The sequence below is a fragment of the Streptomyces sp. JHA26 genome (assembly GCF_002005565.1).
In the GTDB taxonomy this organism is placed as follows: Bacteria; Actinomycetota; Actinomycetes; order Streptomycetales; family Streptomycetaceae; genus Streptomyces.
The window spans coordinates 1-24,411 of record NZ_BDJC01000037.1 but is presented as its reverse complement, the minus strand read 5'-3'; the positions used below and the strand labels follow the sequence as shown (position 1 = coordinate 24,411).

Below are 24,411 nucleotides of genomic sequence, written 5' to 3'. Positions count from 1 at the left end.
ATCCTCCCGCGATCAGAACGAGAACGGGATGTAGCAGGCGGCGGCCAGCACGACCGCGCCCCAGCCCAGCAGCGCCGGCTTGCGGTACCACGCGTCGTCGCCCTCGGCGGGCGCCTCCGCCATGCCCGGGGAGCGGGTGCCGTAGACCAGGCCCTGGAGCTCGGCGACCGGCTTGGGCTTGGTGAACAGGGACACGGCGACCATGACGACCGCTCCGGCGACGAAGCCGGCGATCGCGGAGACGAAGTTGGCGCCCTGGTCGGAGGGGATGTCGATGATGCCCTGCTTGTAGATGACGAAGTAGTTGACCATCGCGGCGGTGTGCCCGCGATCAGGCCCCAGAAGCCGGACTTCATCGACGCCCGCTTCCAGAACATGCCGATGATGAAGACCACGAACATCGGCACGTTGAAGAAGGAGAACAGCGTCTGGAGGTAGCTCATGATGTTCGAGAACGACGAGGCCAGGAAGGCCGTGCCGATCGAGGCCAGGACGCCGATCACCGTGATCAGGCGGCCGAAGCGCACGTAGTACGCGTCGTCGCGGTCCTTCACCACGTACTTCGCCCAGATGTCGGTGGTGAAGACCGTGTTGAAGGAGGAGACGTTCGCCGCCATGCCCGCCATGAAGGCGGCCAGCAGGCCGGTCACGGCGATGCCGAGGACGCCGTTGGGCAGCAGCTGCTGCATCAGGTACGGGATCGCGTCGTTGTACTGCAGGTCCGAGCCGGGCGTGCCGATCTTCGGGACGAGGACCGCGGCGACCAGGCCCGGGATCATCACCAGGAAGACGATGAAGATCTTCGGGAACGCGGCGATCAGCGGCGTGCGCTGGGCCGCGGAGAGGTTCTTCGCCGACAGGGCGCGCTGCACCTCGGCGAAGTTCGTCGTCCAGTAGCCGAAGGAGAGCACGAAGCCGAGGCCGAGGACGATGGTCAGCCAGTTGGCGCCCAGCGGGTTCGCGTTGCCGATGCCCGTGCCGCCCCACGAGGTCATGAAGTCGGCGCCGTGCGACGCGGTGAGGGAGTCGGACAGGCCGTCCCAGCCGCCGACCTTCTTCAGGCCCAGGATGGTGATCGGGATGAGCGCCGCCATGATCACGAAGAACTGGAGGACCTCGTTGTAGATCGCCGAGGAGAGTCCGCCGAGGGTGATGTACGCCAGGACGAAGAAACCGGCGACCACGATGGCCACCCATTCCGGCCAGCCGAGCAGCGCCTCGACGACGATCGCGAGGGCGTAGAGGTTCACTCCGGCGATCAGGACGGCGGCGAAGGCGAACAGGACCGAACTCAGCAGGTGTGCCGCTTTGTCGAAGCGCAGGAGGAGGAACTCCGGGACCGAGCGGACCTTGGAGCCGTAGTAGAACGGCATCATCACCAGGCCGAGGAAGACCATCGCCGGGATGGCGCCGATCCAGTACCAGTGCGTCGTGTAGACGCCGTACTGCGCGCTGTTGGCGGCCATGCCCAGGATCTCGGTGGCACCGAGGTTGGCCGAGATGAAGGCGAGGCCGGTGATCCAGGCGGCCAGGGACCGGCCGGACAGGAAGAAGTCCAGGCTGGTCCTGACCGAGCGGCGGGCGGCGAACCCGATGCCGAGGACGACGACGAAGTAGATCCCGAGGATCGTGTAGTCGAGCCAGTTGGTGGGGAGGCGAAGCTCCGCGGCTAGATATGTGGGGGTATGCATACGAACTCGCTTCGTTGCGCGAACTGATCCGGTGCGGAACCTACGCCTCCGGGTTCAACTTTTGAACACTTTCGATGGCGTTCTTTGTTTGATTGTGATGATCGGGGTTCTGGTTGGTTGTGATGTGTTATGTTTGATTGTGTTGGGTGATTGGGTGTGGGTGTAGAGGAGTGCGGCAGTGAAGAAGACCTCGACCCGGCTGGCCGACGGTCGCGAGCTCATCTACTACGACCTGCACGACGACCGGGTGCGCGACGCCGTGGACCGGCGTCCGCTGGAGCGGACCGTCACCACCTCCGAGATCCGCCGCGACCCGCTGCTCGGCGACTCGGTCGCCATCGCCTCCCACCGCCAGGGCCGCACCTACCACCCGCCCGCCGACGAGTGCCCCCTGTGCCCGTCCGAGGGCGACCGGCTGAGCGAGATCCCCGACGCGTCGTACGACGTGGTGGTCTTCGAGAACCGTTTCCCCTCGCTCGCCGGCGACTCCGGCCGCTGCGAGGTCGTCTGCTTCACCTCCGACCACGGCGCCTCGTTCGCCGACCTGGACGAGGAACAGGCCCGGCTCGTCCTCGACGCCTGGACGGACCGCACCTCGGAGCTGTCGCATCTGCCCTCCGTCGAACAGGTCTTCTGCTTCGAGAACCGCGGCGCCGAGATCGGTGTGACGCTCGGCCACCCGCACGGGCAGATCTACGCCTACCCGTTCACCACCCCCCGCACCGCCCTGATGCTCCGTTCGCTCGCCGCGCACAAGGAGGCGACCGGCGGGGAGAACCTGTTCGACGCGGTGGTGGAGCGGGAGCTGGCCGGCGAGCGGGTCGTCCTGGAGGGCGAGCACTGGGTCGCCTTCGTGCCGTACGCGGCGCACTGGCCGTACGAGGTGCACCTCTACCCCAAGCGGCGCGTGCCCGACCTGCTCGGCCTCGACGAGGCGGCGCGCGCGGAGTTCCCCCGGGTCTACCTGGAACTGCTGAGGCGCTTCGACCGGATCTTCGGGGAGGGTGAGCCTCCGACGCCGTACATCGCGGCCTGGCACCAGGCGCCGTTCGGACAGCTGGAGGACGTCGACGGGGTGACGCGGGACGACGTCGCGCTGCACCTGGAGCTTTTCACGATTCGCCGTACGTCCGGCAAGCTGAAGTTCCTCGCGGGCTCCGAGTCCGGCATGAACGTGTTCATCAACGACGTGCCCCCGGAGCGCGCGGCCGAGCGATTGCGAGAGGTAGCGAGTTCATGAGTGGGAAGTACCTGGTGACGGGCGGCGCGGGCTATGTCGGCAGCGTGGTCGCCCAGCACCTGCTGGAGGCGGGTCACGAGGTCACCGTCCTCGACAACCTCTCCACCGGATTCAGGGAGGGCGTCCCGGCGGGCGCCGCGTTCGTCGAGGGCGACATCCGCGACGCCGCCAAGTGGCTGGACGCCTCGTACGACGGTGTGCTGCACTTCGCCGCGTTCTCGCAGGTCGGCGAGTCGGTCGTGAAGCCCGAGAAGTACTGGGACAACAACGTCGGCGGCACCATGGCCCTGCTGGAGGCCATGCGCGGCGCGGGCGTGCGCCGGCTCGTCTTCTCCTCCACGGCCGCCACCTACGGCGAGCCCGACCAGGTGCCGATCGTCGAGACCGCGCCGACGAAGCCCACCAACCCCTACGGCGCCTCCAAGCTCGCCGTCGACCACATGATCACCGGCGAGGCGGCGGCCCACGGCCTGGGCGCGGTCTCCCTGCGCTACTTCAACGTCGCCGGCGCCTACGGCGCGTACGGCGAGCGGCACGACCCCGAGTCGCACCTGATCCCGCTGGTCCTCCAGGTCGCGCAGGGCAGGCGCGACGCGATCTCCGTCTACGGCGACGACTACCCGACGCCGGACGGCACCTGCGTGCGCGACTACATCCACGTCGCCGACCTGGCCGAGGCCCACCTGCTCGCCCTGGACGCGGCCGTCCCCGGCGAGCACCTGATCTGCAACCTGGGCAACGGCAACGGCTTCTCCGTCCGCGAGGTCGTCGAGACCGTCCGCCGGGTCACCGGCCACCCGATCCCCGAGGTCGTGGCCCCCCGCCGGGGCGGCGACCCGGCCACCCTGGTGGCGTCGGCCGCCACCGCCCGCGAGAAACTGGGCTGGAACCCGTCCCGCGCGGACCTCGCGGGAATCGTCGCCGACGCGTGGGAGTTCGCGCAGCGGCACGCGAAGTAGACCTGCAGGACGCGCAGAAGTACGGAAGGGCGAGGGGTCAGGGCATGAGCGAGGCTGTCGCACAGACGGTCGGGGAGCGGTTCCGCGAGCTGTACGGGGCGGAGCCGCAGGGGGTGTGGGCGGCACCGGGCCGGGTCAACCTCATCGGTGAACACACCGACTACAACGACGGCTTCGTCATGCCGTTCGCCCTTCCGCACACCGCGGTCGCCGCGGTCTCCCGGCGCGACGACGGCGTCCTGCGCCTGCACTCGGCGGACATCGACGCCGCCCCCGTCGACCTGCGCGTCGCCGACCTGGCCCCCGAGACGGACCGGTCCTGGACGGCGTACCCCTCGGGCGTCGTCTGGGCGCTGCGCGAGGCCGGGCACGAGATCACCGGCGCCGACGTCCACCTGGCCTCGACGGTCCCGTCCGGCGCGGGCCTGTCCTCGTCGGCGGCCCTGGAGATCGTCGTCGCCCTGGCCCTGAACGACCTGTACGCCCTCGGGCTGCGCGGCTGGCAGCTGGCCCGCCTGTGCCAGCGCGCCGAGAACGTCTACGTCGGCGCACCGGTCGGCATCATGGACCAGACGGCGTCCGCGTGCTGCGAGGCCGGCCACGCCCTGTTCCTCGACACCCGCGACCTCTCCCAGCGCCAGATCCCCTTCGACCTGGCCGCCGAGGGCATGCGCCTGCTCGTCGTCGACACGCAGGTCAAGCACTCCCACAGCGAGGGCGAGTACGGCAAGCGCCGCGCCGGCTGCGAGAAGGGCGCCGCCCTGCTGGGCGTCGACGCGCTGCGGGATATCCCGTACGCGGAACTGGACGCGGCGCTCGAACGGCTGGGCGACGAGGAGGAGGTGCGCCGCCTGGTCCGCCACGTCGTCACCGAGGACGAGCGCGTGGAGCGGGTGGTGGCGCTGCTGGAGTCCGGCGACACCCGCGCCATCGGCCCGGTCCTCGTCGAGGGCCACGCCTCCCTGCGGGACGACTTCCGCATCTCCTGCCCGGAGCTGGACCTGGTCGTCGACACGGCCCTCGGGGCCGGCGCCCTGGGCGCGCGGATGACCGGCGGCGGCTTCGGCGGCTCGGCGATCGTGCTGGTCGAGGCGGCGGACGTGGACGACGTCACCAAGGCGGTCGAGGAGGCCTTCGCAACGGCCGGCTTCACCGCCCCCCGGGTCTTCGAGGCGGTGCCCTCGGCGGGTGCGCGGCGGCTCAGCCCAGCCGCTTGACCAAGGTGTACTCGGTGATCCCCGGCGGATAGTCGGGGATCGTGCACACCACCTCGTAGCCCCGCCCGCGGTAGAAGTCCGGTGCCTGGAAGTCCCAGGTCTCCACGCGGGCCGCCGCGCAGCCCCGTTCGTCGCGGGCCGCCCGTTCCGCCTCGCCCAGCAGCGCGGTGCCCAGCCCGGCGCCCCGGCACCGGCCGTCCACCCACAGGTAGGTGACGTGGAGCCAGGTCGCCCAGGTGTGCCCGACCAGTCCGCCCGCGAGGCCGCCCCCGTCGTCCAGGGCCCAGACGTGCAGGGGGAATTCGCGTTCGTGAGGGGTGCCGCGCAGGGAACGCAGGACCGAGGAGGCGGCCGTGTTCGTCGCGCGCAGGCGGGTGCGCAGCAGATCGCGCCGTGCTCTGTCCACTTCTGTCACAAGACGAAACATGCGGCTCACCATAAACGCGCCCGGCTGTCAGTTCTGCAAAGAGCCTTCCGCTCCCGACGCCCGCCCGTACTCTGATGGACAGCACCGGTGGGGGCCGGTGCCGATCAGGGGGCGAGACAGCCGGGTACGGGGCCCGGGACGGGGGTAGTGGTGACGCACGGCGGCGGCCGTGCGGCTGCGGCGACCCGTCCCCGGTGCCGAACACGAGGACGCACACGGGGACTTCGGGTCCCGTGCCCGCGCCGGTGCCGTCCTTTGGCGACGTATCCCCCCGCTCCTCGGGAGCTGGGGAAGGGGGTTCCGTGGTGCGCATCCGAGTCCTGGTCGTCGACGACCACCGCATCTTCGCCGAGTCGCTCGCGGCCGCCCTGGCCGCCGAGCCGGACGTCGAGGTCCTGGCGGCCGGCAGCGGCCCGGCCGCGCTGCGCTGCCTGGACCGCGCCGCGGCCGAGGGGCGGCGCTTCGACGTGCTGCTCGTCGACGCCGACCTGGGCGGCCACGTGCCCGGCGCCCGGGCGGCCGTGCCCGTGCGCGACGGCGACGAGGAGGGGCTGGTGGACGGCATCTCGCTGGTCGCCGGGGTGCGGTCGGCGCAGCCCGGGGTGCGGATCGTCGTCCTCGCCGAGAAGGACGACCCCCGGCGGGCCGCCCTGGCGCTGGGCGCCGGCGCCTGCGGGTGGGTCGCCAAGGACTGTTCCCTGTCGCGGCTGCTCAGCGTCATCCGGGGGGTGCTGCGCGGCGAGACGCATCTGCCGCCCGCGCTGCTCACCGGCGTCCTGCGGGAGCTGACCGCCGCCCGCAAGCACCGCACCGAGGGCGAACGGCTGGTGGAGTCGCTGACCCCGCGCGAGCGGGAGGTGCTGCGCTGCATGGTCGCCGGCCTCGGCCGCAAGGCGGTCGCCGAGCGGCTGTACCTGTCCCCGCACACGGTGCGCACCCACATGCAGAACGTGCTGGGCAAGCTGGGCGTCCACTCCACCCTCGCCGCCGTCGCACTGGCGCGCAGGGCCGGGGTGGGGCCCGTCGACCTAACCGGGAATGTTGTCGAACGGGGCGGTCAGCTGGCGTAGCAGCGCGGCCAGTTCACTGCGCTGGGCGCGGGAGAGCTCGGCCAGGATCGCCCGCTCCTGCTCCAGGAGCCCGGCGAGGGCCTGGTCGGCGCGGTCCCGGCCCTCCTCCGTGAGGCGGACCAGCACACCGCGCCGGTCACTGGGGTCGGGCAGGCGCTCCACCAGGCCCTTCTTGGCGAGGCGGTCGATGCGGTTGGTCATCGTGCCGGAGGTGACCAGGGTCTGGGTGAGCAGCTGGCCCGGCGAGAGCTGGTACGGGGTGCCCGCGCGGCGCAGCGCCGTCAGGACGTCGAACTCCCACGGCTCCAGCTGGTGCTCGGAGAAGGCCAGCCGGCGTGCGCGGTCCAGGTGCCGGGCGAGCCTGCTCACCCGGCTCAGCACCTCGAGCGGTTCCACGTCGAGGTCCGGGCGCTCCCGGCGCCACGCTGCGACCAGCCGATCGACCTCGTCCTCCATGACGATCAGTGTAGTGGTTGTGTCGACGTGAAGTCTCTTGATGTCAACCATCTTGACGTCGAGAGAGCTGTGGAGTGATGCTGGGCACCCGCCCCGCACGGCCACCCCTGGAGGCACCATGCCCGTCGCCCCCGACTGGGACCCCGCCCAGTACCTGCGCCACGCGGACCACCGCGCCCGCCCCTTCACCGACCTCCTCGCCCGGATCCCCGAGCTCCCCACCGCCCGCCCCCGCGTCGCCGACCTCGGCTGCGGCCCCGGCAACGTCACCACCCTGCTCACCGACCGCTGGCCCACCGCCCGCGTCACCGGCTACGACAACTCCGCCGAGATGCTCGCACGGGCCCGGGAACACGCCGGCCCCACCCCGGGCGGCGGCCACCTCGGCTTCGCCCGCGCCGACGCCCGCACCTGGACCCCGGCCGAACCGCACGACCTGATCGTCAGCAACGCCACCCTCCAGTGGGTCCCCGGGCACGCCGAACGCTTCGCCGACTGGATCGCCGCCCTCGAGCCCGGCGGCACCTTCGCCTTCCAGGTCCCCGGCAACTTCGACGCCCCCAGCCACCGCCTGATGCGCGACCTCGCCGGCTCACCGCGCTGGCGCGACCGCCTCGCCGGCACCCTGCGCCACGGCGACGCCGTGCACACCCCCGAGGCCTACCTGGAGAGGCTGACCGGCCTCGGCTGCACGGCGGACGTCTGGGAGACGACGTACCTGCACCTGCTGACCGGGGACGACCCCGTCCTCGACTGGGTCGAGGGCACCGGCCTGCGCCCCGTCCTGACCGCCCTCGCCGACGACCCGCGGGCCCGGGACGCGTTCGTCGAGGAGTACCGCACCGCCCTGCGCGAGGCCTACCCGGCGGGCCCCCACGGCACCCCCTTCCCGTTCCGCCGCGTCTTCGCCGTCGCCGTCAGGGAGGCGTGATGCTCACCGCCGTCGACCATGTGCAGCTCGCCGCACCGCCCGGCTCCGAGGAACGGCTGCGCGCGTACTACGTGGATGTCCTCGGCATGACCGAGACACCGAAGCCGGCCGCCCTGGCGGCACGCGGCGGCTGCTGGTTCGAGGCCGGGGACGTACGGCTCCACCTGGGCCTCGAGCACGACTTCCGGCCCGCGAGGAAAGCCCACCCCGGCCTGAGGGTGACCGGCATCGAGGCGTACGCCGCCCGCCTGGCCGCCCACGGCGCCCCGGTCACCTGGGACGCCGACCTCCCGGGCCACAGACGCTTCTACTCCGAGGACCCGGTGGGCAACCGACTGGAGTTCCTGGAACCGTCGGCCGCGGTGCCCGCACCACGCGCATGACCACCGGCGGCGGCCAGGGCGCTCTCCGGATCCTCGATCACCCGAGGAGCGGCCTCGTCGACAACCGTCTCGATCATGCGCGCACCGTCCCGCACAACCGGACGGCCGCGCAGCCCGGACGGCCCGGATTCAGCTCCTCCGGTGCCCGATCAGCCGCGGCTTCGGCTCCAGCCCGTCCAGGCCGTGCCACGCCAGGTTCACCAGGTGCGCCGCCACCTCCGCCTTCTTCGGACGGCGCACGTCCAGCCACCACTGACCGGTCAGCGCCACCATGCCGACCAGCGCCTGCGCGTACAGCGGGGCCAGCTTGGCGTCGAAGCCGCGGTTCTTGAACTCGCGGCCCAGGATGTCCTCCACCTGGGTGGCGATGTCGGAGATCAACGAGGCGAAGGAACCCGTCGACTGCGGGATGGGGGAGTCGCGGACCAGGATGCGGAAACCGTCCGTGTACTCCTCGATGTAGTCCAGCAGCGCGAACGCCGCCTGCTCGCACAGCTCACGCGGATGGCCGGCGGTCAGGGAACTGGTCACCATGTCCAGCAGCCGCCGCATCTCGCGGTCCACCACCACCGCGTACAGGCCCTCCTTGCCGCCGAAGTGCTCGTACACCACCGGCTTGGACACCCCGGCCTTCGCCGCGATCTCCTCCACCGACGTGCCCTCGAAGCCCTTCGCGGCGAAGAGGGTGCGACCGATCTCCAGCAGTTGCTGGCGACGCTCGGCACCGGTCATCCGGGTACGGCGCGCACGCCGCGGCTTGTCATTGCTGGGAGTGCTGGAGTCGGTCGCCACAGCGACCATCATGCCGCCTCGGCGGTCTCCTTCCGGCGGCGGGAGCCTCCTTGGTCCGTGTTGCGACGCGAATCGATACGCGAGCGTGACGGCCACCGCACGTCGTACGCCCACCCCAGCCGCTCGAACCAGCGGATCAGACGGGCGGACGAGTCCAGCTGCCCGCGCATCACCCCGTGCCGCGCCGACGTCGGATCGGCGTGGTGCAGGTTGTGCCAGGACTCGCCGCAGGACAGGATCGCCAGCCACCACACGTTGCCCGAACGGTCCCGCGACTTGAACGGCCGCTTGCCCACCGCGTGGCAGATCGAGTTGATCGACCACGTCACGTGGTGCAGCAGCGCCACCCGGACGAGTGAACCCCAGAAGAACCCGGTGAACGCACCCCACCAGGACATCGTGACCAGCCCGCCGATCAGCGCCGGCAGCGCCAGCGACACCGCCGTCCACAGGACGAACTGGCGGGAGATCGCACGCAGCGCCGGGTCCTTGATCAGATCCGGCGCGTACTTGTCCTGCGGGGTCTGCTCCTCGTCGAACATCCACGCGATGTGTGCCCACCACAGGCCCTTGATCAGGGCCGGAACCGTCTCGCCGTACCGCCACGGCGAATGCGGGTCGCCCTCGGCGTCCGAGAACTTGTGGTGCTTGCGGTGGTCGGCCACCCAGCGGACCAACGGCCCCTCGACCGCCATCGAACCCGCGATCGCCAATGCGATCTTCAACGGCCGCTTCGCCTTGAACGAACCATGGGTGAAGTGACGGTGGAACCCGATCGTGATGCCGTGGCAGCCCAGGAAGTAGAAGAACACCAGCAGACCCAGGTCCAGCCAGCTCACACCCCACCCCCACGCCAGCGGCACCGCCGCCACCAGCGCCAGGAACGGGACCGTGATGAACAGCAGGAGGGTGATCTGCTCGATCGACCGCTTCTGCTCGCCACCGAGGGTGGCGGAGCCTTCGCCAGGAGCCTTCGCAGCGTCGGGGATCACATCGGAACTCGTGGTCATGCGCGTCCTCTGGGGGTCGAGGGTCGTGGCCGTCGCCGGGCCGCGGAAACACGCCACGGAAACCACGCACGGCTTCCTACGGTTCCGTAACCTACGGCCACGTAAGTATGGCAGTGCGTCACCGCGCGGCAAGAGCCCGAGAACCTGCGCGTCCGGCCCGACACCTATCCTGGAGAGCGGTCGGACAGCGCGGTCCGCTCAGTTTTCTTCCCGGACGTCCAGCCCCGTAAGCGGCGCCCGCCGCGCGAGACGCCGTCCGGGTTCCCTCCCAGACGAGCTTCAACACTGCAAGGAGCCGCACCTGTGAGCAGTGCCGACGACCAGACTGTGTCCCAGGCGACCACCAGCGCCGAACTGAGGGCCGACATCCGCCGACTGGGTGACCTCCTCGGAGAGACCCTCGTGAGGCAGGAAGGTCCCGAACTGCTGGACCTCGTCGAGAAGGTACGCCGCCTGACCCGAGAGGACGGCGAAGCCGCGGCGGAACTGCTGCGCGGCACCGAACTGCAGACCGCCGCCAAGCTGGTCCGCGCCTTCTCCACCTACTTCCACCTCGCCAACGTCACCGAACAGGTCCACCGCGGCCGCGAACTGCGCGCCCGCCGCGCCGCCGAAGGCGGACTGCTCGCCCGGACGGCCGACCGCCTCAAGGACGCCGACCCCGAACACCTGCGCGAAACGGTCCGCAACCTCAACGTGCGCCCCGTCTTCACCGCACACCCCACCGAGGCCGCCCGCCGCTCCGTCCTCAACAAGCTGCGCCGCATCGCCGCCCTCCTCGAAACCCCCGTCATCGAGTCCGACCGGCGCCGCCTCGACACCCGCCTCGCCGAGAACATCGACCTCGTCTGGCAGACCGACGAACTGCGCGTCGTCCGCCCCGAACCCGCCGACGAGGCCCGCAACGCCATCTACTACCTCGACGAACTCCACGCCGGCGCCGTCGGCGACGTCCTCGAGGACCTGACCGCCGAACTCGAACGCGCCGGAGTCAAGCTCCCCGACGACACCCGCCCCCTCACCTTCGGCACCTGGATCGGCGGCGACCGCGACGGAAACCCCAACGTCACCCCCCAGGTCACCTGGGACATCCTCATCCTCCAGCACGAACACGGCATCAACGACGCCCTGGAGATGATCGACGAACTGCGCGGCTTCCTGTCCAACTCCATCCGCTACACCGGAGCCACCGAAGAACTCCTCACCTCCCTGCGGACCGACCTCGACAAGCTCCCCGAGATCAGCCCCCGCTACAAGCGCCTCAACGCCGAAGAGCCCTACCGGCTCAAGGCCACCTGCATCCGCCAGAAGCTGGAGAACACCAAGCAGCGCCTCGCCAAGGGCACCCCCCACGAGGACGGCCGCGACTACCTCGGCACCGCCGAACTCCTCGCCGACCTGCGCATCCTCCAGACCTCCCTGCGCGAACACCGCGGCGGCCTCTTCGCCGACGGCCGACTCGCCCGCACCATCCGCACCCTGGCCGCCTTCGGCCTCCAGCTCGCCACCATGGACGTCCGCGAACACGCCGACGCCCACCACCACGCCCTCGGCCAGCTCTTCGACCGCCTCGGCGAGGAATCCTGGCGCTACGCCGACATGCCCCGCGAGTACCGCACCAAGCTCCTCGCCAAGGAACTGCGCTCCCGCAGGCCGCTCGCCCCCACCCCCGCCCCCGTCGACGCCGCCGGCGAGAAGACCCTCGGCGTCTTCCAGACCGTGCGCCGCGCCCTGGAGGTCTTCGGCCCCGAGGTCATCGAGTCCTACATCATCTCCATGTGCCAGGGCGCCGACGACGTCTTCGCCGCCACCGTCCTCGCCCGCGAAGCCGGCCTCATCGACCTGCACGCCGGCTGGGCCAAGATCGGCATCGTCCCCCTCCTGGAGACCACCGACGAACTCAAGGCCGCCGACACCATCCTCGAGGACCTCCTCGCCGACCCCTCCTACCGGCGCCTGGTCGCCCTGCGCGGCGACGTCCAGGAGGTCATGCTCGGCTACTCCGACTCCTCCAAGTTCGGCGGCATCACCACCAGCCAGTGGGAGATCCACCGCGCCCAGCGCCGCCTGCGCGACGTCGCCCACCGCTACGGCGTCCGCCTGCGCCTCTTCCACGGCCGCGGCGGCACCGTCGGCCGCGGCGGCGGCCCCACCCACGACGCCATCCTCGCCCAGCCCTGGGGCACCCTCGAAGGCGAGATCAAGGTCACCGAACAGGGCGAGGTCATCTCCGACAAGTACCTCATCCCGTCCCTGGCCCGCGAGAACCTGGAACTGACGGTCGCCGCCACCCTCCAGGCCTCCGCCCTGCACACCGCACCCCGCCAGTCCGACGAGGCCCTCGCCCGCTGGGACGCCGCCATGGACGTCGTCTCCGAAGCCGCCCACCAGGCCTACCGCAAGCTGGTCGAAGACCCCGACCTGCCCACGTACTTCCTGGCCTCCACACCCGTCGACCAGCTCGCCGACCTGCACCTGGGCTCACGACCCTCCCGCCGCCCCGGCTCCGGCGTCTCCCTCGACGGACTGCGCGCCATCCCCTGGGTCTTCGGCTGGACCCAGTCCCGGCAGATCGTCCCCGGCTGGTACGGCGTCGGCTCAGGCCTCAAGGCCCTGCGCGAAGCCGGCCTCGACACCGTCCTGGACGAGATGCACCAGCAGTGGCACTTCTTCCGCAACTTCATCTCCAACGTCGAGATGACCCTCGCCAAGACCGACCTGCGCATCGCCCAGCACTACGTCGACACCCTCGTCCCCGACGAACTCAAGCACGTCTTCGACTCCATCAAGGCCGAGCACGAACTCACCGTCACCGAGATCCTCAAGGTCACCGGCGAGAACGAACTCCTCGACGCCGACCCCGTCCTCAAGCAGACGTTCGCCATCCGCGACGCCTACCTCGACCCCATCTCCTACCTCCAGGTCGCCCTCCTCAACCGCCAGCGCGAAGCAGCCGCCGCCGGCGAAGAAGTCGACCCCCTGCTCGCCCGAGCCCTGCTCCTCACCGTCAACGGCGTCGCCGCCGGCCTGCGCAACACCGGCTGACACCCCACCACCCCCACACAACGGTGCCCCCGCGCTCACCACGAGCACGGGGGCACCACCCCATCCGCCTCACACCGCCACGAACGCCGCCGTCAACAACGCCACCCCCGACCCGGCCAGCACCCACGCCACCCGCGTCCGACGCAACCCACCCGCCACCACCACCGACGCCAACAGCAACGCACCCCCCAGCGGCACCCACGCGTACAACACCCCCGCCGGACCCGAACGCACCACGTCGTCACCCCCCGGCTTCACCACCACCGCGTACGTCCGCCCCGCCGACACGGCCACCGAATCCTCGAACACGACCCGCTCCCGCGCCCGCGACCCCGCCGACACCGGCACATACGGCCCACTGCACGAACCGCCCCCGCACCGCGCCACCTCGACCGTGCCCCGCTCACGCCCCTTGGTCAGCATCACGTGCTGCGCCGTCCCCCACGACGCCCACACCCCGGCGATCAGGATCAACCCCGTCACCACGCCCATCACCACTACCCGGCCGAACCGCAGCACGGCACGCGAAGCACGCGAGACGACCTGACGGGGACGAGCGGCAGCGGCAGTGACTGAGGCAGGCATGGCCGGGATCATTGGCCATACCTATGCGGACGGTCAACTCACCCGGGTGGCACACACGGACACGTCATGAGTTGTACGTGCTCTGCGCCCGCTCCAGCCCCTCGATCACCAGACACTCCACCGCGTCCGCCGCACGGTCCACGAAGTAGTCCAGCTCCTTGCGCTCCGCCGACGAGAAATCCTTCAGCACGAAATCCGCCACCGGCATCCGCCCCGGCGGCCGGCCGATCCCGAACCGCACCCGGTGGTAGTCCGCACCCAACGACCTCGTGATCGACTTCAGCCCGTTGTGCCCGTTGTCCCCGCCGCCCAGCTTCAGCCGCAGCACGCCGTAGTCGATGTCCAGCTCGTCGTGCACCGCCACGATGTTGCCGACCGGCACCTTGTAGAAGTCCCGCAGCACCGTCACCGGACCGCCCGACACGTTCATGAACGACATCGGCTTCGCCAGGACCACCCGCCGGTTCGCCGGCCCGGGCGGACCGATCCGCCCCTCCACCACCTGAGCCTGCGCCTTGCCGTGCCGCTTGAACCGCGCCCCGATCCGCTCCGCCAGCAGATCCACCACCATGAAACCGACGTTGTGCCGATTCCCCGCATACTCGGGGCCCGGATTACCCAGACCAGCCACCAGCCAGGGCGCACCCACGTCCGCCGTCACGTCCATGCCTCCTCAACCGCCCGTCCGTCCACACATACACGTCGGCCGCTGCCCCGCAAGGGAACAGCGGCCGACCGGAAAAACCCTCGGAAGACGATCAGGCCTCAGCGGCCTCTTCGCCCTCACCCTCACCCTCGGCAGCGGGCTCCTCGGCCTGAGCGGCCAGAACCTGCAGCACCACGGCGTCGTCCTCGACCGCCAGCTTCACACCCGACGGCAGCGCGATGTCCTTGGCCAGAACCGAGGCACCCGCCTCCAGACCCTCCACGGAGACGCTCACGCTCTCCGGAATGTGCGTCGCCTCGGCCTCGACCGGCAGCGCGGTCAGCACGTGCTCCAGCAGGTTGCCACCCGGAGCCAGCTCACCCTCGGTCTGCACCGGGATCTCGACGGTCACCGTCTCACCGCGCTTCACCAGCTGCAGGTCCACGTGCTCCAGGAAACCCTTGATCGGGTCACGCTGCACCGACTTCGGAATCGCCAGCTCGTTCGTCTTGCCGTCGATGTCCAGCGCGATCAGCACGTTCGGCGTACGCAGCGCCAGCAGCAGCTCGTGACCCGGAAGCGTCAGGTGCACCGGGTCCGAACCGTGACCGTACAGAACACCCGGAACCTTGTTGTCACGACGGATACGACGCGCGGCACCCTTACCGAACTCGTTGCGCGTCTCGGCGGCGAGCTTCACCTCGGACATGATCACTCCTCGTAGAGGTAGAAACGGACGTGGTCACCCGGCCACGAACGGCCTGCTACGAAGAGCGCGTCGATAACGGACAACCACACCCGCGAACACGAGTACGGCCTCCCTCGCCGAGCAACTCCAGAAGTCTACTCGGACAGGGAGGCCGCACCCAAAACGATCTCAAGAACCCCAGGGAACCCCCAGGCGAACCCCTACTGCTCGTCGAACAGGCTCGTCACCGAACCGTCCTCGAACACCTCACGCACCGCACGCGCGATCGTCGGCGCGATCGACAGCACCGTGATCTTGTCCAGCTCCAGCTCGCTCGGCGTCGGCAGCGTGTTCGTGAACACGAACTCACTCACCTTCGAATTCTTCAACCGGTCCGCCGCCGGACCCGACAGCACACCGTGCGTCGCCGTCACGATGACGTCCTCCGCACCGTGCGCGAACAGCGCGTCCGCCGCCGCACAGATCGTGCCACCGGTGTCGATCATGTCGTCGACCAGGACACAGATCCGGCCCTTCACATCACCGACCACCTCGTGCACCGTGACCTGGTTCGCCACGTCCTTGTCACGACGCTTGTGCACGATCGCCAGCGGCGCACCCAGACGGTCGCACCAACGGTCCGCCACCCGCACCCGGCCCGCGTCCGGAGACACCACCGTCAGCTTCGAACGATCCACCTTCGCACCCACGTAGTCCGCCAGCAGCGGCAGCGCGAACAGATGATCCACCGGACCGTCGAAGAAACCCTGGATCTGGTCCGTGTGCAGATCCACCGCCAGAATCCGGTCCGCACCCGCGGTCTTCATCAGATCCGCGATCAGACGCGCCGAAATCGGTTCACGCCCCCGGTGCTTCTTGTCCTGCCGCGCGTAACCGTAGAACGGCACGATGACCGTGATGGAGCGAGCCGACGCACGCTTCAACGCATCGATCATGATCAACTGCTCCATGACCCACTTGTTGATCGGAGCCGTGTGGCTCTGGATCAGAAAGCAGTCCGCACCACGCGCCGACTCCTGATAACGGACGTAGATCTCACCGTTCGCGAAGTCGAAGGCTTTCGTCGGGACGACCCCGACACCCAGCTCGTGGGCGATCTCCTCGGCAAGCTCGGGGTGGGCGCGGCCGGAGAAGAACATCATCTTCTTCACGCCGGTCGTCTTGATCCCGGTCACAGCACTTTCTCCTCAGAGGTTTCGCAGCTGAGCCTCTTCAGGCTCGTCCGGCTGGGTGCCGGAGGCGTCTCAGCTGGTGGGGTGCGGATGTGCACTTATCACGGTACGCCGTGTTCGACGCACCGGTTTCCGGTCAGCCCTCGCCACCGGACTCCCGGGACACCGCCTCGGCCGCCTTCGCCGCCGCGCTCCCCGGACGCTTACGAGCCACCCAACCCTCGATATTCCGCTGCTGACCACGGGCCACGGCCAACGAACCAGGCGGCACATCCTTCGTGATCACCGAGCCGGCAGCCGTATAAGCACCGTCCCCGACCGTGACAGGAGCCACAAACATGTTGTCCGAACCCGTCTTGCAGTGCGAACCCACCGTCGTGTGGTGCTTGCTCTCCCCGTCGTAGTTCACGAACACACTCGCCGCACCGATGTTGGTGTACTCACCGATCGTCGCGTCACCCACGTACGACAGGTGCGGAACCTTCGTCCCCTCACCGATCGAGGAGTTCTTCGTCTCCACGTACGTACCGATCTTCGCCTTCAGCCCCAACCGCGTACCCGGACGCAAATACGCATACGGACCCACCGTCGCCTCAGGACCCACCACCGCACCCAACGAAACGGTGTTGTCCACCCGCGCACCCGCACCCACACGCGTATCCGTGAGCCGCGAATTCGGACCCACCTCCGCACCCTCGGCGAGATGCGTGCTGCCGTGCAGCTGCGTACCCGGGTGGACGATGACGTCCTGCTCGAAGGTCACCGTCACGTCGACCCACGTGGTCGCCGGGTCCACGACCGTCACACCGGCCAGCATGGCGCGCGTCAGCAACCGGTCGTTGAGGATCCGGCGGGCCTCGGCCAGCTGCACCCGGTTGTTGATCCCCGCGATCTCCCGGTGGTCCCCGGCCACGGAGGCACCGACGCGGTGCCCGGCCTCGCGCAGGATGCCGAGGACGTCGGTGAGGTACTCCTCGCCCTGACTGTTGTCCGTCCGCACCTTCCCCAGCGCGTCCGCGAGCAGCTGCCCGTCGAAGGCGAAGACACCCGAGTTGATCTCACGGATCGCCCGCTGCGACTCGGAGGCGTCCTTGTGCTCCACGATCGCGGTGACGGCACCGGAGGCCCCGTCCCGCACGATCCGGCCGTACCCCGTCGCGTCCGGCACCTCGGCCGTCAGCACGGTGACCGCGTTGCCGTCGGCGGAGTGGGTGGCGGCGAGGGCCCGCAGCGTCTCGCCGGTCAGCAGCGGAGTGTCACCGCAGACGACCACGACCGTGCCGTCCACGGCACCGCCGAGGGCCTCCAGCCCCATCCGGACGGCGTGCCCGGTGCCCTTCTGCTGCTCCTGCACGGCGGTACGGACATCGGGCGCGACCTCGGCGAGGTGCGCGGTGACCTTCTCGCGGGCGTGACCCACGACGACGACCAGGTTCTCGGGCTCCAGCTCACCGGCCGCGGCGAGCACGTGCCCGACGAGGGAACGTCCGCACAGCTCGTGCAGGACCTTGGGTGTGGCCGACTTCATACGGGTGCCCTCACCCGCTGCGAGAACGACGACGGCTGCCGGGCGAATGGCGCTCACGGGATGCCCTTCGGCTTTGAGGGGGTGGGGGTGGACATCCGCAGGATACCGGGGCGGTTCGTGGGGGACATGAGTGCGGGCCCTGACGGCGGCTTTCACCGACGGTCAGGACCCGAACCGAGCAGCTCCGCCAGCTGGATTCGAACCAGCACTACAGGGCTTCAAAGGCCCGCGGGCTACCAGTTACCCCATGGCGGATGGCTGCGTCAGACCATACCTGAGGCCGACGCGCTGCCGAGAACGATCCCGTTCCACCAGCCCTCGATCCGTCGGTACAGATCAGCGCTCTGCACGACACCGATGACCAGGCAGCCACGGTAGTGGTCACCCACGTTCTTGCGGACCGTCCTGGGGTTGTGTTTCTTGAGCGTCGTCTTCCCGAAGCGCGTGGTGTCCGTGCCCACGAGGGCCGCCCAGTACTGTTCGGCGGCCGCCACATCGGCGTTCTCGTGGATCATCACACGGAAGCGCAGGCGCTCGCGTTCTACTTTGAGCAGCTCGAGCCAGGCGATGAACACTTTGATCATGTCCGGATCGCTGTTGACGAAAAGGACGTACTCGCGGCGGCTGTAGATCTTGTCCTTCGCCCCCTCCGCCCAGTAGAGCCCCACGCCGAGGAGGAAGAGCTCCCGTTCGGTCATGCGGCCGATCTCCTGCAGTGCCGCCGTCTTGGTCTGCTTGCGTACGGCATCGCGCACTGCCAACTCGTGCTCCCACCGCTTCCGTGCCGCAAGCTTCGCCTGCTCCGACGGCTCCCGTCGCTCCGGCTTGGGAAGGTCCCGCACCCAGAGCGAGATGGAACTCTTGCTGCATCCCAGCTCCACCTGGATCTGGTCGTACGTCCAGCCCTGAAGCCGTAGCTCCCGGGCCCGCTCCCTCAGGTCGTCCTTCGCGTTCGGGCGCTTCGTCCACTCGGGAGGCGGTTCGCCCTCCAGGAGGCGGTTGAGGATGTCGTTGTTGTCGACGTGCAGGCGGTCGCGGATCTGGCGTCGGCTGAGCCCCTCGCGCCGCAGCGCGACCGCCCGCTCCCGCAGTCCCTCGAAGTCCGCGTACTTGTTCCGTGAAAGTGCCATGGGCATACCGTCCGGCCGGAACGGTCGGCTCCGGTGCTGGTCGGCGGAGAGTTCACCAGTTCGAGGGATATCGCGACGTATCGCTCGGCAAAAGTCACCGGAAACGGGTCGCCCGGCGCCCGTAGGCTGGAGGGCATGACCACGACGGGGGAAGACCACGTACCGGCCCGGGGTGGGCCTTGGTGGTGGGACAGGCGGCGCGGCGCGGTGCTCGATGTGGGCCTTGCCGTGGTGTCCGCGTTGGAGTGTGCGGCGGAGGGGGTTCCGTTCGCGAGGGACGCCGGGGTTCCGTGGGCGGTGGGGGTCGTCTTCGGGTTGTTGGCCGGTTCCGTGCTGGTGGTGCGGCGGGTGTGGCCCGTGGCGGTGGTGTTGGTGGCGATCGCCGTGACGCCGGCGGAGATGGGTTTTCTGTTGGGCGTCGTCGGCCTGTACACGTTGGCGGCGTCCGAGTTGCCGCGGCGGATCATCGGGTCGTTGGCCGGTATGTCGTTGCTGGGGACGTTGGTCGTCACGTTCGTGCGGGTGCGGCAGGACATGGCGCACGGGGATCTGGAGATCGGTGACTGGTTCATTCCGTTCGCGGCGATCGCCACGTCGTTGGGGGTGACGGCTCCGCCGGTGCTGCTGGGTCTGTATGTGGGGGCGCGGCGGCGGTTGATGGAGAGTCTGCGGGAGCGTGCGGACAGTCTGGAGCGGGAGTTGCAGTTGCTCGCGGAGCGGGCGGAGGAGCGTGCGGAGTGGGCGCGTGGTGAGGAGCGGACGCGGATCGCGCGGGAGATGCATGACGTGGTGGCGCATCGGGTGAGTCTGATGGTGGTGCACGCTGCGGCGTTGCAGGCGGTGGCGCGGAAGGATCCGGAGAAGGCGGTGAAGAATGCCGCGCTGGTGGGGGACATGGGGCGGCAGGCGTTGACGGAGTTGCGGGAGATGCTCGGGGTGTTGCGCGCCGGTGGGGACGGGGGGCGTGCGGAGCGGGCGGCGGTGCCGTTGGCGGCGGTGGGGGTGGCTGCGGCGGCGGCTGCTTCGCGGGCGGTGGGGGACGGTGGGCGTTCTGCGGAGGGGCCGTGCCTGTCGGAGTTGGAGGAGTTGGTCGGGCAGTCGGCGGCGGCGGGGATGGTGGTGGCGTTGTCGGTGGAGGGGGAGGTGCGGTCGTATGCGCCGGAGGTGGAGTCGACGGCGTTTCGGGTGGTGCAGGAGGCGTTGACGAACGTGCACAAGCATGCGGCGGGTGCGAAGACGTACGTGCGGCTTGCGCATCGGGTGTCGGAGATCGCGATGCAGGTGGAGAACGAGGCGCCGCCGGAGGCGTCGTCGGTGTCGTCGGTGCGGTTGCCGTCGGGTGGTAATGGTCTGGTGGGGATGAAGGAGCGGGTGTCCGCTCTGGGGGGTGTGTTCGTGTCGGGGCCGACGGAGGCGGGGGGTTTTCGGGTGTCGGCGGTGATTCCGGCGTCGTAGTGGGGGTGGGTCAGCCGGGGGTGGTGGTGAGGCGGGTGGGTCGGGTGCCGGTGACGAGGGTGGCGAGGGCGTGGTCGATGTCGGGGCCGAGGTACCAGTCGCCGGTGTGGTCGAGGGCGTAGACGCGGCCTTCGGTGTCGATGGCGATGAGGGCCTGGGTGTCGGTTTCGGTGCCGAGGGGGCAGGTCTGGGTGTCGAGGGCGCGGCCGAGGTCGCCGAGGGTGCGGGCCATGTGGAGGCCGTGGAGGGGGTCGAGGTGGAGGGGGGTGGGGGCGATGTGGCGGCCGGGGCCGGTGGGGGTGATGTGGAGGCCGCCGAATTCGGCCCAGGCTTCGACGGCGGCGGGGAAGACGGTGTGGCGGTGTCCTGCGGGTGAGGTGTGTGCGCGGAGGGTGTCGGCCCAGATCTCGGCTTGTTTGATGTCCCAGCGTCCGGGTTGCCAGCCGGCGTCGCGCAGGGCGGCGTCGACGGGGACGGGGAAGCGGGTGGTGGAGGCGCGGTCGGCGTGCATGTGCCTTTGGTCGGTGTCGGTGTCGGTGTCGGTGTCGGCGGGGTGTGGGGTGGGGTGGTGGGTCAGTCGTCGGTGGTGGGGTCGACGATGCGGACGCCGAAGTGGGCGCTGAGGGCGGTGCAGGCGCGGCAGGGGGTGGCGAAGCTGCCGTGGAGGGGGTCGCCGTCTTCGCGGATGCGGCGGGTGGTGAGTTTGGCGTGTTTGAGTGCTTTGCGGGCTTCGCCGTTGGTCATGGGTCTGCGGGCGGCGCGTTTGCTGCGTGCGGCGTCGGCGGTGGTGAGGTGCCGGGAGATGAGGATGGTTTCGGCGCAGCGGCCGGTGAAGCGGTCGCGTTGCCCGCTGGTGAGGGTGTCGAGGAAGTCCTGGACGAGGTGGTGCAGGGCGGGGGGTGTGTCGGCGCGGGTGGGGGTGCCGGTGAGGGTGGTGCCGCGGACGGAGAGGGCGGCGGCGACGGTGGGGAGTATGCCGTCGCGGCGGTGGCGCAGGGTGGGGGCGTGGGAGGGTTCGGCGGCGCTCCAGCCGATGCGGGGGTCGCCGGTCCGGGGGCCGTCGGGCCTGTCGGTGTGTGGTTCCGTCTGCGTGGCGCTCATGGTCGTGTTCCCCTCGTGTGCATCCCCCCGGAGGTCACAGGGTGCCAAATGTGGTGGCGTGTGCGGAAGCTGGGGCGGGGTGATACGCCCGGGGGTGGGCGGTCCGTCACGAGGGGGTGACGGCTGGTCACGGGCGGGGGTGGGGTGGGTGTGCGGGGCCGGTGACCGGTGTCGGTGTACCGCATAGGCTGTCGGCACCGCGTTCGCGTGCGGTGATGGAAGACAGTGCAGACGGACAGACGCCGCAGGGGGCTACCGCCATGACGACAGGTCGGCTCGGGCAGATCGCGCCGCCGAACGCGGCCTACGCCGGGCAGGTCGTGCATTTCCCGGATCCGGTGCGGGCGGCCCGTCACCCGAGAGGGGTGCGGGTGGATGAGCGGGGTTATCCCGTTTTCTCGCCGTATGCCCGTGCGGTGGCGGAGATCGCGGAGCCGCCGGAGGGGTTCGGGGTCGACGAGTTGCGGTTGACGGACTACGTGTCGGCGAACGCGGCGTTGTCGGCGTCGGGGCACGAGTTGTGGGACACGGTGCCGGCGGTGGCGACGCCGCACGGTTGGACGTGGCATCACGTGGTCGGGTCGCGGCGCATGGAGCTGGTGCCGGTCGAGGTGAAGGCGTTGCTGCGGCATCACGGTGGTGTCGCGACGGCTGCGGTGGATCAGTCGAAGCGGGGGACGCGGCCGTTGCAGGAGACGCGTCCGGCGCATTTCGGGTTGCCGAAGTCGGGTGTGGCGGTGACGGAGCAGCAGGTGCAGGGGGTCGAGGAGGATCTCGGGTACCGGTTGCCGGGTGCGTACCGGTCGTTCTTGAAGGCGGCGGGTGGGTGTGCGCCGGTGGGTACGGCGTTGGACGCGGAGCTGGGGTTGTTGGTGGACCAGCCGTTCTTCACGGTGCGTGAGGAGGCGGCGGTCAACGATCTGGTCTATGTCAACAAGTGTCTGCGGGATCACCTGACGAAGGACTATCTGGGCGTCGCGTTCGTCCAGGGGGGTCTGCTGGCGGTGAAGGTGAAGGGCGAGCGGATCGGTTCGGTGTGGTTCTGCTCGTACGACGATGCGCGGGACGTGGATCCGTCGTGGTCGTCGGCGGAGCGGGTGGAGCGGTTGCTGTTGCCGTGCGGTGAGGATTTCGACGCGTTCCTGTCGCGGTTGGCGGGGTCGCCGCCGGAGTTGGAGACGGTGGCGAACCTGATGGTGGACGGTGGTTTCGCGCGTGCGGTGCCCGTGGCGTCGGCGTCTTCGGCGCCGGTAGGGGAGTGAGCTGGCGATGGTGACGTTCGCGCAGGCGCAGGAGCGCGCGGAGGAGTGGGTCAACGGTGACCTGCCGGCGTACCAGCATCGTGAGGTGCGGGTGCGGGAGTTCGGGCTCGGGTTCGTGGTGTGGGCCGAGGACCGTGCGGACGGGCCGCGTTCGGACGGTGGTGCGCAGCGGTTGGTGATCGCGCGGGACAGTGGTGAGGCGACGCTGTGGCCGGCGTTGGCGGTGGGGGAGGTGATCCGCCGCTATGAGGAGGAGTACGGGCGTCCGGAGGGGGTGGACGAGCCGGTGGCCGCTCCTGCGGAGCGGGTGGATCTGAATCAGACGTCGTTCCTGTTGACGCCGCCGGAGTGGTTGCAGGAGGCGGCGGACCGGCTGGGTGTTCCGGACCGGCGGGGTGAGCGGGACGCCGGTGACGGTGCGGCGGGGGGTGGCTCCGGTGAGGGTGCGGGGGCGCTTGCCGGGACGGAGGACGGGGCGCCGTCGGCCGGGTCTTCCGTGTCGTCCGCTCCTGCTGCCGGGGGCAGTGGTGCGCAGTGGCCTGCTGCCGCTGCCGCTGCCGGTGCCGGTGGGGAGGGCGGGGACGCCTCGGGGGCCGGTGGTGGCGTGTCGGGGGCGTCGGGTGCGCCTGCCGGGGCGACGCCCTGGGCGGGGACGGACACCACCGCGGATGCCGGTGAGGACCGTTCCGTGCCGTTGCCCGAGACGGTGTTCGCGCCGCCGTTGAGCGGTGTGGACGACGTGCCGCCGCCCTCGGTGACGCCGGATGCCAAGACGGCGCTGATGTCGGGTGGCAGTCAGCTTCCGCCGACGGCGCTCGCGCCGGCGGTCGACGCCCCGAACGCGCCGGTGACGTCCGCGGGTGCGGGGACGCCGCCGCCTCCCGCGCCTGCCGCGCCTCCCGCGCCTGCCGCGCCTCCCGCGCCTGCCGCGCCTGCCGCGCCTCCCGCTCCGGCGCCGGGCACGCCGCCCGCGGGGGTGCCGCTGCCGCAGGCCGGTCCGAGTACGCCGGCCCGGCCGCTCGCGCCGAACGCCGGGGACATCGCCGACGCCGCGACCAGCAAGGCGGCTCCTCCGCGGCGTGGTGGGGGTTCGACCACGCCGCCTCCGCCGGGTGCTCCGGGTGTGCCGGGCGGGCGGTCGGGGAGTACGCCGCCGCCTGCCGCGCCTGCGGGGGGTTATGTGCCGACGCAGATGGTGTCGTCGCTCGGTCCCGAGGGCCCGGCCGGTCCGGGTACGCCGCCTCCGCCGAGCGTTCCCGGTGGGTCCTCGGACGGGGTGCACCACGCCGCGACGATGCTGGCCGGTCCGGGTGGTACGGGCGGTGGCGGGGTGCCCCTGCCTCCCGCGCCGCCTGGTGCGCCGGGTGTCCCGGGTGCGCCCGGTGTCCCGGGTGCCGGTGGTGGTCCCGGTACGCCGCCGCCTCCCGCCGCTCCGGGTGCGCCCGGATCCGCGGGTGCTTCCGGTGCGCAGGGTTCTTCGGGCGGCGGGCGCGGTGCCGTGCACCACGCGGAGACGGTGCTGGCCGCGCCTCCGGTGGGCGGCCCCGGTGTGCCTCCGCCGCCGCCCGCGTCCGCGCCGGGCGTGTCCGGTCCGCCGCAGCC

The 24,411-nt window shown here is 70.4% G+C and carries 21 protein-coding genes, 1 tRNA gene and 2 pseudogenes; 10 read left to right on the top strand and 14 right to left on the bottom strand.

Annotated features, from left to right (window positions below; genetic code table 11):
* Positions 1-12: 12 nt before the first annotated feature.
* A pseudogene (locus JHAT_RS22065) lies at positions 13-1,691 on the bottom strand (sodium:solute symporter family protein).
* Between the two features lie 178 nt (positions 1,692-1,869).
* Here JHAT_RS22065 and galT point away from each other — a divergent pair.
* Genes galT through galK form a run of 3 tightly spaced genes read left to right on the top strand, consistent with a single transcriptional unit; the run spans position 1,870 to position 5,107 of the window.
* A complete protein-coding gene (galT, locus tag JHAT_RS22060; protein WP_077799982.1) occupies positions 1,870-2,931 on the top strand; it encodes a galactose-1-phosphate uridylyltransferase in 1,062 nt (353 codons plus the stop codon).
* On the top strand, positions 2,928-3,890 hold the full coding sequence (galE, locus tag JHAT_RS22055; RefSeq protein WP_077799981.1) for a UDP-glucose 4-epimerase GalE: 963 nt from the start codon (positions 2,928-2,930) through the stop codon (positions 3,888-3,890). Before galT ends, galE begins: the two co-directional genes overlap by 4 nt.
* 44 nt (positions 3,891-3,934) lie before the next feature.
* Positions 3,935-5,107 carry a galactokinase gene (galK, locus tag JHAT_RS22050; RefSeq protein WP_077799980.1) on the top strand — a complete coding sequence of 391 codons (1,173 nt, stop codon included), beginning with the start codon at positions 3,935-3,937 and terminating at the stop codon, positions 5,105-5,107.
* Here the strand turns inward: galK and JHAT_RS22045 are convergent.
* On the bottom strand, positions 5,091-5,546 hold the full coding sequence (locus JHAT_RS22045; RefSeq protein ID WP_077799979.1) for an N-acetyltransferase: 456 nt from the start codon (positions 5,544-5,546) through the stop codon (positions 5,091-5,093). The two genes, galK and JHAT_RS22045, sit on opposite strands and share 17 nt — an antisense overlap.
* A 290-nt stretch (positions 5,547-5,836) precedes the next feature.
* On the opposite strand from JHAT_RS22045, the gene JHAT_RS22040 reads away from it, so the two are divergent.
* A complete protein-coding gene (locus JHAT_RS22040; protein ID WP_077799978.1) occupies positions 5,837-6,604 on the top strand; it encodes a response regulator transcription factor in 768 nt (255 codons plus the stop codon).
* Here JHAT_RS22040 and tamR read toward each other — a convergent pair.
* Positions 6,563-7,060 carry a MarR family transcriptional regulator TamR gene (gene tamR, locus JHAT_RS22035; protein ID WP_077799977.1) on the bottom strand — a complete coding sequence of 166 codons (498 nt, stop codon included), beginning with the start codon at positions 7,058-7,060 and terminating at the stop codon, positions 6,563-6,565. The two genes, JHAT_RS22040 and tamR, sit on opposite strands and share 42 nt — an antisense overlap.
* A 118-nt stretch (positions 7,061-7,178) precedes the next feature.
* Here tamR and JHAT_RS22030 point away from each other — a divergent pair, with 118 nt between their 5' ends.
* The gene (locus JHAT_RS22030) at positions 7,179-7,991 is read left to right on the top strand and encodes a trans-aconitate 2-methyltransferase (protein ID WP_077799976.1); all 813 of its coding nucleotides are present in this window, start codon (positions 7,179-7,181) and stop codon (positions 7,989-7,991) included.
* Positions 7,991-8,374: a VOC family protein gene (locus JHAT_RS22025; protein ID WP_077799975.1), complete on the top strand. Its 384-nt coding sequence runs from the start codon at positions 7,991-7,993 to the stop codon at positions 8,372-8,374. Before JHAT_RS22030 ends, JHAT_RS22025 begins: the two co-directional genes overlap by 1 nt.
* 129 nt (positions 8,375-8,503) lie before the next feature.
* Here JHAT_RS22025 and JHAT_RS22020 read toward each other — a convergent pair whose 3' ends face one another.
* Together JHAT_RS22020 and JHAT_RS22015 are read right to left on the bottom strand one after the other, a co-directional pair.
* The gene (locus tag JHAT_RS22020; protein ID WP_077799974.1) at positions 8,504-9,178 is read right to left on the bottom strand and encodes a TetR/AcrR family transcriptional regulator; all 675 of its coding nucleotides are present in this window, start codon (positions 9,176-9,178) and stop codon (positions 8,504-8,506) included.
* Complete coding sequence (locus JHAT_RS22015) at positions 9,175-10,176, bottom strand: fatty acid desaturase (RefSeq protein ID WP_077799973.1); 1,002 nt, start codon at positions 10,174-10,176, stop codon at positions 9,175-9,177. Before JHAT_RS22015 ends, JHAT_RS22020 begins: the two co-directional genes overlap by 4 nt.
* A gap of 303 nt (positions 10,177-10,479) precedes the next feature.
* Here JHAT_RS22015 and ppc point away from each other — a divergent pair, with 303 nt between their 5' ends.
* Entirely contained in the window at positions 10,480-13,221 is a 2,742-nt protein-coding gene (ppc, locus tag JHAT_RS22010; protein ID WP_077799972.1) for a phosphoenolpyruvate carboxylase, read from the top strand.
* 69 nt (positions 13,222-13,290) lie between these two features.
* Here the strand turns inward: ppc and JHAT_RS22005 are convergent, their stop codons facing one another.
* The 7 genes from JHAT_RS22005 to JHAT_RS21975 all read right to left on the bottom strand — a co-directional run bounded on the left by JHAT_RS22005 (position 13,291) and on the right by JHAT_RS21975 (position 18,991).
* Positions 13,291-13,818: a hypothetical protein gene (locus tag JHAT_RS22005; protein WP_077799971.1), complete on the bottom strand. Its 528-nt coding sequence runs from the start codon at positions 13,816-13,818 to the stop codon at positions 13,291-13,293.
* Between the two features lie 52 nt (positions 13,819-13,870).
* The gene (gene pth / locus JHAT_RS22000) at positions 13,871-14,473 is read right to left on the bottom strand and encodes an aminoacyl-tRNA hydrolase (RefSeq protein ID WP_077799970.1); all 603 of its coding nucleotides are present in this window, start codon (positions 14,471-14,473) and stop codon (positions 13,871-13,873) included.
* A 91-nt stretch (positions 14,474-14,564) separates the two neighbouring features.
* A complete protein-coding gene (locus JHAT_RS21995) occupies positions 14,565-15,161 on the bottom strand; it encodes a 50S ribosomal protein L25/general stress protein Ctc (protein ID WP_077799969.1) in 597 nt (198 codons plus the stop codon).
* Positions 15,162-15,361: 200 nt separating this feature from the next.
* Entirely contained in the window at positions 15,362-16,336 is a 975-nt protein-coding gene (locus JHAT_RS21990; RefSeq protein WP_077799968.1) for a ribose-phosphate diphosphokinase, read from the bottom strand.
* A 133-nt stretch (positions 16,337-16,469) separates the two neighbouring features.
* Entirely contained in the window at positions 16,470-17,918 is a 1,449-nt protein-coding gene (glmU, locus tag JHAT_RS21985) for a bifunctional UDP-N-acetylglucosamine diphosphorylase/glucosamine-1-phosphate N-acetyltransferase GlmU (RefSeq protein ID WP_077799967.1), read from the bottom strand.
* 125 nt (positions 17,919-18,043) lie between these two features.
* Positions 18,044-18,116: transfer RNA gene (locus JHAT_RS21980), tRNA-Gln, on the bottom strand.
* Positions 18,117-18,124: 8 nt separating this feature from the next.
* Positions 18,125-18,991, bottom strand: coding sequence for a hypothetical protein (locus tag JHAT_RS21975; RefSeq protein WP_077799966.1), 867 nt, complete (start codon positions 18,989-18,991; stop codon positions 18,125-18,127).
* Between the two features lie 135 nt (positions 18,992-19,126).
* Between JHAT_RS21975 and JHAT_RS21970 the strand changes: the two genes are divergently transcribed.
* Positions 19,127-20,446: a sensor histidine kinase gene (locus JHAT_RS21970; protein ID WP_077799965.1), complete on the top strand. Its 1,320-nt coding sequence runs from the start codon at positions 19,127-19,129 to the stop codon at positions 20,444-20,446.
* A gap of 10 nt (positions 20,447-20,456) precedes the next feature.
* On the opposite strand, the gene JHAT_RS21965 is transcribed toward JHAT_RS21970, so the two are convergent.
* On the bottom strand, positions 20,457-20,957 hold the full coding sequence (locus tag JHAT_RS21965; protein ID WP_077799964.1) for an SUKH-3 domain-containing protein: 501 nt from the start codon (positions 20,955-20,957) through the stop codon (positions 20,457-20,459).
* 62 nt (positions 20,958-21,019) lie between these two features.
* Positions 21,020-21,547 (bottom strand): YwqJ-related putative deaminase, encoded by a 528-nt coding sequence (locus JHAT_RS21960; protein ID WP_077799963.1) that lies wholly within the window; start codon positions 21,545-21,547, stop codon positions 21,020-21,022.
* A 260-nt stretch (positions 21,548-21,807) separates the two neighbouring features.
* On the opposite strand from JHAT_RS21960, the gene JHAT_RS21955 reads away from it, so the two are divergent.
* Both JHAT_RS21955 and JHAT_RS35400 read left to right on the top strand, forming a co-directional pair.
* Positions 21,808-22,809: an SMI1/KNR4 family protein gene (locus JHAT_RS21955; RefSeq protein ID WP_077799962.1), complete on the top strand. Its 1,002-nt coding sequence runs from the start codon at positions 21,808-21,810 to the stop codon at positions 22,807-22,809.
* Between the two features lie 7 nt (positions 22,810-22,816).
* Positions 22,817-24,411: pseudogene (locus tag JHAT_RS35400) on the top strand (hypothetical protein); the annotation flags it as partial.